Here is a 7,126-nt window from a genome sequence, read left to right as displayed (position 1 = left end):
TAGCTATTGCTTCTCTTAATGCAGCTTCTGCTTGTGGAGGTCCCATGCTTATTACTGTTACATGAGCTCCTTTTTCATCTTTTATTTTTAATGCTTCTTCTAAAGCATTTTTGTCATCTGGATTGATAATTGATGGAACTCCTTCTCTTATAAGTGTTCCTGTAACTGGATCTATTTTAACTTCGTTTGTATCTGGAACTTGTTTTAAGCAAACAACTATTTTCATTGTTTAATCCTCCTTATTATACCTTTATAAGACTATCTGAACATGGCTCCTGAAATAACCATCTTTTGAACTTGAGAAGTACCTTCGTAAATTTCAGTTATCTTAGCATCTCTCATCATTCTTTCTAATGGATAATCCTTAGTGAATCCGTATCCACCTAACATTTGAACACATTGAGTTGTTACAAACATAGCTGTATCTGCAGCAAATAATTTAGCTGTAGCAGCTTCTACTGAATATGGAAGTCCTTTTGCTTTATTATCAGCAGCTTTATATACTAAATATCTAGCAGCTTCTAATCTAGCTTTGCAATCTGCAGCCATCCATGCTAATCCTTGGAACTTAAATAATTGTTTTCCGAATTGTTTTCTTTCTTTCATATAATCTACTGCTTCTTCTAAAGCTCCACCAGCTATTCCTAATGCTTGAGCTGCTATACCAATTCTTCCTCCATCAAGAGTTTTCATTGCTATACCAAAACCTTTTCCTTCTTTTCCAAGCATGTTTTCTGCTGGTACTACACAGTCTTCAAATATAAGTTCAGTAGTTGATGAACCACATATTCCTAATTTATCTTCAACTTTTCCTATTGAGAATCCTGGGAAATCTTTTTCAACTATGAAACCTGTTATTCCTTTAACACCTTTGCTCTTATCTGTCATAGCAAATACTATGAAAGTTTCAGCATAAGCACCATTAGTTATAAATATTTTTTGTCCATTTAAAATATAGTTATCTCCATCTTTAACAGCTACTGTTTGTTGTCCTGCAGCATCTGTTCCTGCATTTGGTTCAGTTAACCCAAAAGCTCCTAATTTTCTACCGGAACATAAATCTGGAAGGTATTTTTTCTTTTGTTCTGGGTTACCAAATTGATCTATTACTGAAGCACAAAGTGAAACGTGTGCTGAAAGTATAACACCTGTAGTTGCACATTTTTTAGATAATTCTTCAACAGCTAATATATATGAAAGATAGTCTCCATCTGCTCCTTCATATTCTGCTGAAAAAGGTATACCAAATAATCCGTACTGAGCCATCTTTTCAACATTTTCCATTGGGAATCTGTGATTTGCATCTACTTCTGCAGCTATTGGTTTAACATCATTTTCAGCAAATTGGCTTACCATTTGCTTTACTAATTCTTGTTCTTTAGTGAATTGAAAATTCATTTTTTTACCTCCTCATATGATTGTGCTAAATTTATATAATTGATCTTTCTAAATTTTTAGGATAATTTTAACTTTAAAATCACATCTATCCCTATGTTTTTTAAAGAAAAACCAAAGATATCATAGTTTGTTAAATATCAATCATTTTTTTCTATTTATATATTACTAAACAACTCCCATACTTGCAAGTATTAATATAACTACAAGAGTACAAATTGGTATTATAACTGAACACATACCTATATCTTTATAAGATTCTTTATGTGTAGCTCCACATATTCCTAATAATGTTATAACTGCTCCATTATGTGGTAAAGAATCAAATCCTCCACATGATAAAGTTGCAATTCTATGAAGAACTTGTGGATTTATGCCATTTGCTTTAGCCATTTGCATATATTGTTCTGCAAGTGCTCCAAGGGCTATACTCATACCGCCTGATGCTGAACCTGTTACACCAGCAAGTACATTAACTGATATCGCTTCTGATATTAATGGATTACTTGATATTCCAAGAATAAATGTTTGAATGATACCGAATGCTGCAAGTGTTTGAATAACATTTCCATATCCAACTTCTGAAGATGTATTTGTAATTGCTAAAAGTGAACCAATAGCTCCTTGGTTAACTGATTTCATAGCACTCTTCAATCTACTTCTATTAGTAATTAAAGTAAATAATATTCCAATAATTAATGAAATAATTAAACTCCAAATTCCTTTTACTTTTCCTAACGCAGTTCCATAATCTTTTAAATATGATGTATCTACTGAAGTAAAATACATTTTTCCTAAAACATAATTAAGTACTAAAACTATAAGTATAGGTGTTATTGCTAACCAAAAGTTTGGAACATTACTAACATCTACATCATTTACTTCTTCATCAGGATGGTCTCCATATCCCTCTCCTGCTGCGGCTGCTTTTTTAGCTCTATATGTTAACCAAGCAACTCCTCCACCACACATAAGTATACCTGCTACAATACCTAAAACTGGTGCTGCATATGCATCTGTTCCAAAGAAAGGCATTGGTATAGCATTTTGTATTTGAGGTGTTCCTGGAAGTGCTGTCATTGTAAAAGTAAATGACCCTAAAGCTATAGATCCTGGTATTAACCTTTTTGGTATATCTGCAGCTCTAAATAATTGAGTTGCTATAGGAAATACCGCAAAAGCAACAACGAATAATGATACTCCTCCATATGTCAATACACCACATGATAATACAACTGCTAAAATAGCTTTATCTTTTCCTAATTTAGTTGCAATTGTATGCGCAATAGCTTTTGCTGCTCCTGAATCGTCCATTAACTTACCAAATATTGCTCCCAATAAGAATATAGGAAAATATGATTTACAATATCCAGCAAAGTTTTTCATAAATATTTCTGTGTAAGTTGCCATTATATGAGCACTAGCTCCTTCACTCATGATTGTAGCAAATAATGCTAAAATAGGGGCTAGTATAAGTACTGTTATACCTCTGTATGCAAGGTACATTAATAGTAAAAGTGATAAAATAACTCCAATAACTCCTAACATAATTTCTTTTTCCTCCTTCGTAATTTTTATTTTATTAGAATTACACTTTATAAATAAAATAACTGCTTTTTATGTCATTATGTACATTTATAAAATGTAATTTTTATCTTTTAAAGCTTGCTATAATAACAAAGCAATTATTATGCCATTATATGTAGTTTAGTATTTTTTTTAACAAACTTTTTGATATTTTTTTATCAAACCATTGTAAATAAGTAATTTATGTATATTTTTAAATTTATATAACTAAATTTAAAACTTTAAAAAGCTCACAGTAAAATAAAAAGCAAAGTGTATATTTTTTTTACACTTTGCCTTATCATATTTTATATTTCGATATATTATTCACTTATAGTTCCCTTACAGATGTACTTAGACCACACTTTCATAGACAAATATCTCAACTTTATACATGTATATTTTTTATACATGTATACTTTATTTACATGTATATTTTTTATACATTATTCAGATTATACTTTTCTATTTTTTTATATAATCCCGCCCTGCTTATTCCTAATATTTTCGAGGTCTCATTTTTATTTCCCTTAGTTTTTGTTAAGCATTCTGCAATAACATCTCTTTCAACTTCCTCAATTATGTCACTTAAATATTTACTTTTATCAATAGAATATTTAACTTTATTTTGTACTATTCCATCAGGTAAATGTTCTTTTTCTATAATTAGATTAGAATCTAATAGATTTATAGCACGTTCTATAACATTCTCCAACTGCCTTATATTTCCAGGCCAATGGTAATTCATTAAACACTCCATAGCTTGCTTTGAAATACCTTCTACATATATTCCTAATCTATTAGCTACTTTAATTCTTAAAGAATCCGTTAATGCAGCTATATCTTCTTTTCTTTCTCTTAATGGAGGTATAATTAACTTCATTACATTAAGTCTATAATATAAATCTTCTCTAAACTCTCCTTTTTTAACCTTTTCCTCTAAATTTTTATTCGTTGCTGCAATAATTCTAACATCTATATTCTTTAATTCACTTCCTCCAACTTTCATCAATTCTCTTTCCTGAATAACCCTTAAAAGTTTTACTTGCATATTTAATGGCATATCTCCTATTTCATCTAATAAAATCGTCCCCCCATTTGCAAGCTCAAATTTACCTTTTTTACCTCCTTTTTTAGCCCCTGTAAATGCCCCTTCCTCATAACCAAATAACTCTGATTCCAACAGTTCATTAGGAATAGCTCCACAATTAATCTTTATAAAAGGTGCTAGTCGTCTTTTGCTCCCATTATGAATTGCATTAGCATATAATTCTTTTCCTGTTCCACTTTCTCCAACTATAAGAACATTAGAGTCTGTATTAGCCGCCCTCATAGCCATTGCCTTTACACTTTTAGTCTTCTCTGAACTACTAGTAATATCATTAAATGAATACTTTGCACTTTCATCTTTTCCAAGTTCTTTTTTATAATATTCTATTTCTTTTTCTAAATTCCTAAGTTTCTTACTTAAAGAAAAAAAATCTCCTACATCTTTGAACATAGCTTTACCTATAGCTCCAATGACTTCTCCATCTTGTTTTATAGGAACACGCATTGTTATCATCTTATTACCCTTGATTTCTTGGATATCAGCTACTTCAGATTCTCCTGTTTCTAAAACTTTGTGTAATCTAGTATTTTCTATAACTTTTCTAACATCTTTTCCTTCTGGATTGTCAACTCCAACAAATTCCCTATAAGCCTTGCTCATCATAATAATTTTTGCACTTTTATCAATTATAACTGACCATTCATTAGTCATATTCATTAGAACATCCAAAATATCTACATAAATTTTATTTCCATAAAGATGCTCTTGTATATTTCTATATACCTCTAAATCCTGGCATATAGCAAATGCCCCTTGTATCTTTCCATCTATTTCTAATGGGAAAATGTTCAAATTAAACATTTTTGCGCTTTTGCTGATTCTTTGATTTAATTTTTGCTGTTTTGATAGCAGCACTTCCTTAAGTTTGTTTTTGATAATTGTATCATTAATATCTTTTCCTAAGTTTTCCTCGCCCTTTATATTAAACAATTTCTCCGCTTGCTTATTTAAAACAAATATTTTTTCATTTTTATCAATTCCTATCAATGCTTCACTAACATTTTCCCCAACGGTGTTAAATACTTGTTTCAAAATTTCCACGAAACCACCTCATCTTTTGAAAATTTTTATCTAATAATAAAATATTTATTTTTCTCATTTTTACTGTTTGTTAAATTGCTTTATGTATATTAGTCCATATAATTTCATTATATGGACTAATATACATTTTATCAATCATAAACAACTAATATAATTATAAATAATGATTCTTATCATATAAATTTAGCATTTAAATACCAATGTATTCTGTCCCAATAAAGCGTATAATATAATAATTATCTAGAAAACATTATATCACTCTTATTTTTATAAATTACATATATAAAAATAGTTTTCTTACATATATAAAAAGCAAGGCTTTCATTAACCTTGCTTTAAAGTATTAATCTAATATCATAATATCTTCTATATTAGCACCAGGTGGTACTATAGGTAACGCCATAGTATCTTTATCTACAAAACAATCTACAACAACTGGTCCATTATGTTGTATAGCTTTTTTTAAAGCCTCTTCTATTTCTTCATTAGTATTTATCCTAATTCCTAAAACTCCATAAGCTTCTCCTATTTTAGCAAAATCTATTTTTCTTTTAAATGTTGTTTGAGAAAATCTTTTCTGATAAAAAAGCTTTTGCCATTGTCTCACCATTCCTAAAACCCCATTATTTAGTACAATAATTTTAATAGGTATATTGTACTCAACTACTGTTGCTAATTCATTACAATTCATCTTAAAGCTTCCATCACCTGATATATTGAATATTGGTTTATTCTTTGCTATACTAGCACCTATTGAAGCTCCAAACCCATATCCCATAGCCCCTAACCCTCCAGAAGATATAAAGGTTTTTGGATTTTTAAATGTGTACCCTTGTGTCGCCCATATTTGATTTTGTCCAACTTCTGTAGTTATAATAGCTTCACCTTTTGTAAATTCATATAATTTCTTTATAAGATAAACCGGATTAACTGAATTTTTTGGATTTACTTTTAAAGTTTTTCTTCTTTCTTTCTTTATTAAATTAGAGATGAATTCTGTCCATTCATTTTCTTTTCTTTCCTTTAGTTCACTATCTAATTTTTTTAAAACATCACTTACATTACCTATAATCCATGAAGTAGCTTTTATATTTTTACAAACTTCCGCTTCATCTATGTCTATATGAATTACATTTGTATTTTTAGCAAAAGTATCAGCATTGCTTATCACCCTATCACTGAATCTAGCTCCAACGGCTATGATAAGGTCACTTTCGCGGATACACTTATTAGATGCTAAAGTCCCATGCATCCCAAGCATTCCTGTGAACATTGGATGATTTCCATCAAAAGAACCTAGTCCCATCATAGTAGAACAAACTGGACATTTTAATTTGTTTTGAAACTCTACAAGTTCTTTTTGAGAATTAGAAATATTACATCCACCACCAATAACAATAACTGGCTTTTTACTTTTACTTATTAACTCTAATGCACTATTTATTTCCTCTTCATTAATACTATTTTTAACCGGCTCTTTAGGCTTCTCATTACAGAAATCACCTACTTCAGATGTTATATCTTTAGGTATATCTATTAAAACAGGTCCAGGTCTTCCCTTTTTAGCTATATAAAAAGCCTTTCTTATTATAGATGCTAAATCTTCTATTTTTTTTACCATAAAATTATGTTTAGTTATGGGAATAGTAATACCTAATATATCAACTTCTTGAAAAGAATCCTTTCCAATTAAAGTTGTAGGAACTTGTCCAGTTATAAATACCATAGGTACTGAATCCATATAAGCATTGGTAATTCCAGTTATTAGATTTGTTGCCCCTGGTCCCGAAGTAGCGATACAGACTCCAACCTTCCCTGTAACTCTAGCATAACCATCAGCTGCATGAGCTGCCGCTTGTTCATGAGCTGTACGTATATGATTTATACCTTTAAATGAATGTAATTCATCATATATATTTAAAACCGCTCCACCGGGATATCCAAATATAGTGTCAACCCCCTGTTCTTTTAGACACTCCAATATAATTCTTGCCCCTGTATATCTCATACAAA

General features: G+C 30.2%; 4 protein-coding genes and 1 pseudogene. All 5 read right to left on the bottom strand.

The window, feature by feature from the left end; genetic code table 11:
- Window positions 1-226 (bottom strand): annotated as a pseudogene (locus OW729_RS01765) (electron transfer flavoprotein subunit beta); the annotation flags it as partial.
- Window positions 227-258: 32 nt separating this feature from the next.
- On the bottom strand, window positions 259-1,398 hold the full coding sequence (locus OW729_RS01760; RefSeq protein ID WP_268059679.1) for an acyl-CoA dehydrogenase: 1,140 nt from the start codon (window positions 1,396-1,398) through the stop codon (window positions 259-261).
- Between the two features lie 165 nt (window positions 1,399-1,563).
- Window positions 1,564-2,943, bottom strand: a complete 1,380-nt coding sequence (locus OW729_RS01755) for a GntP family permease (RefSeq protein ID WP_268059678.1) — start codon at window positions 2,941-2,943, stop codon at window positions 1,564-1,566.
- Between the two features lie 457 nt (window positions 2,944-3,400).
- Window positions 3,401-5,113, bottom strand: coding sequence for a sigma 54-interacting transcriptional regulator (locus OW729_RS01750; protein ID WP_268059677.1), 1,713 nt, complete (start codon window positions 5,111-5,113; stop codon window positions 3,401-3,403).
- A gap of 343 nt (window positions 5,114-5,456) precedes the next feature.
- Entirely contained in the window at window positions 5,457-7,121 is a 1,665-nt protein-coding gene (gene ilvB, locus OW729_RS01745) for a biosynthetic-type acetolactate synthase large subunit (protein WP_268059676.1), read from the bottom strand.
- Between the last annotated feature and the right edge of the window lie 5 nt (window positions 7,122-7,126).

It is taken from the genome of Clostridium brassicae, from assembly GCF_026738875.1.
In the GTDB taxonomy this organism is placed as follows: domain Bacteria; phylum Bacillota; class Clostridia; order Clostridiales; family Clostridiaceae; genus Clostridium_H; species Clostridium_H brassicae.
This window is presented reverse-complemented; position numbering and strand designations above follow the sequence as displayed.

Excerpts from the sequence above, each read along its gene's own strand:
- OW729_RS01755 (WP_268059678.1), bottom strand. The coding sequence starts at position 2,943 with ATGTTAGGAGTTATTGGAGTTATTTTATCACTTTTACTATTAATGTAC.
- ilvB (WP_268059676.1), bottom strand. The coding sequence starts at position 7,121 with ATGAGATATACAGGGGCAAGAATTATATTGGAGTGTCTAAAAGAACAG.
- OW729_RS01760 (WP_268059679.1), bottom strand. The coding sequence starts at position 1,398 with ATGAATTTTCAATTCACTAAAGAACAAGAATTAGTAAAGCAAATGGTA.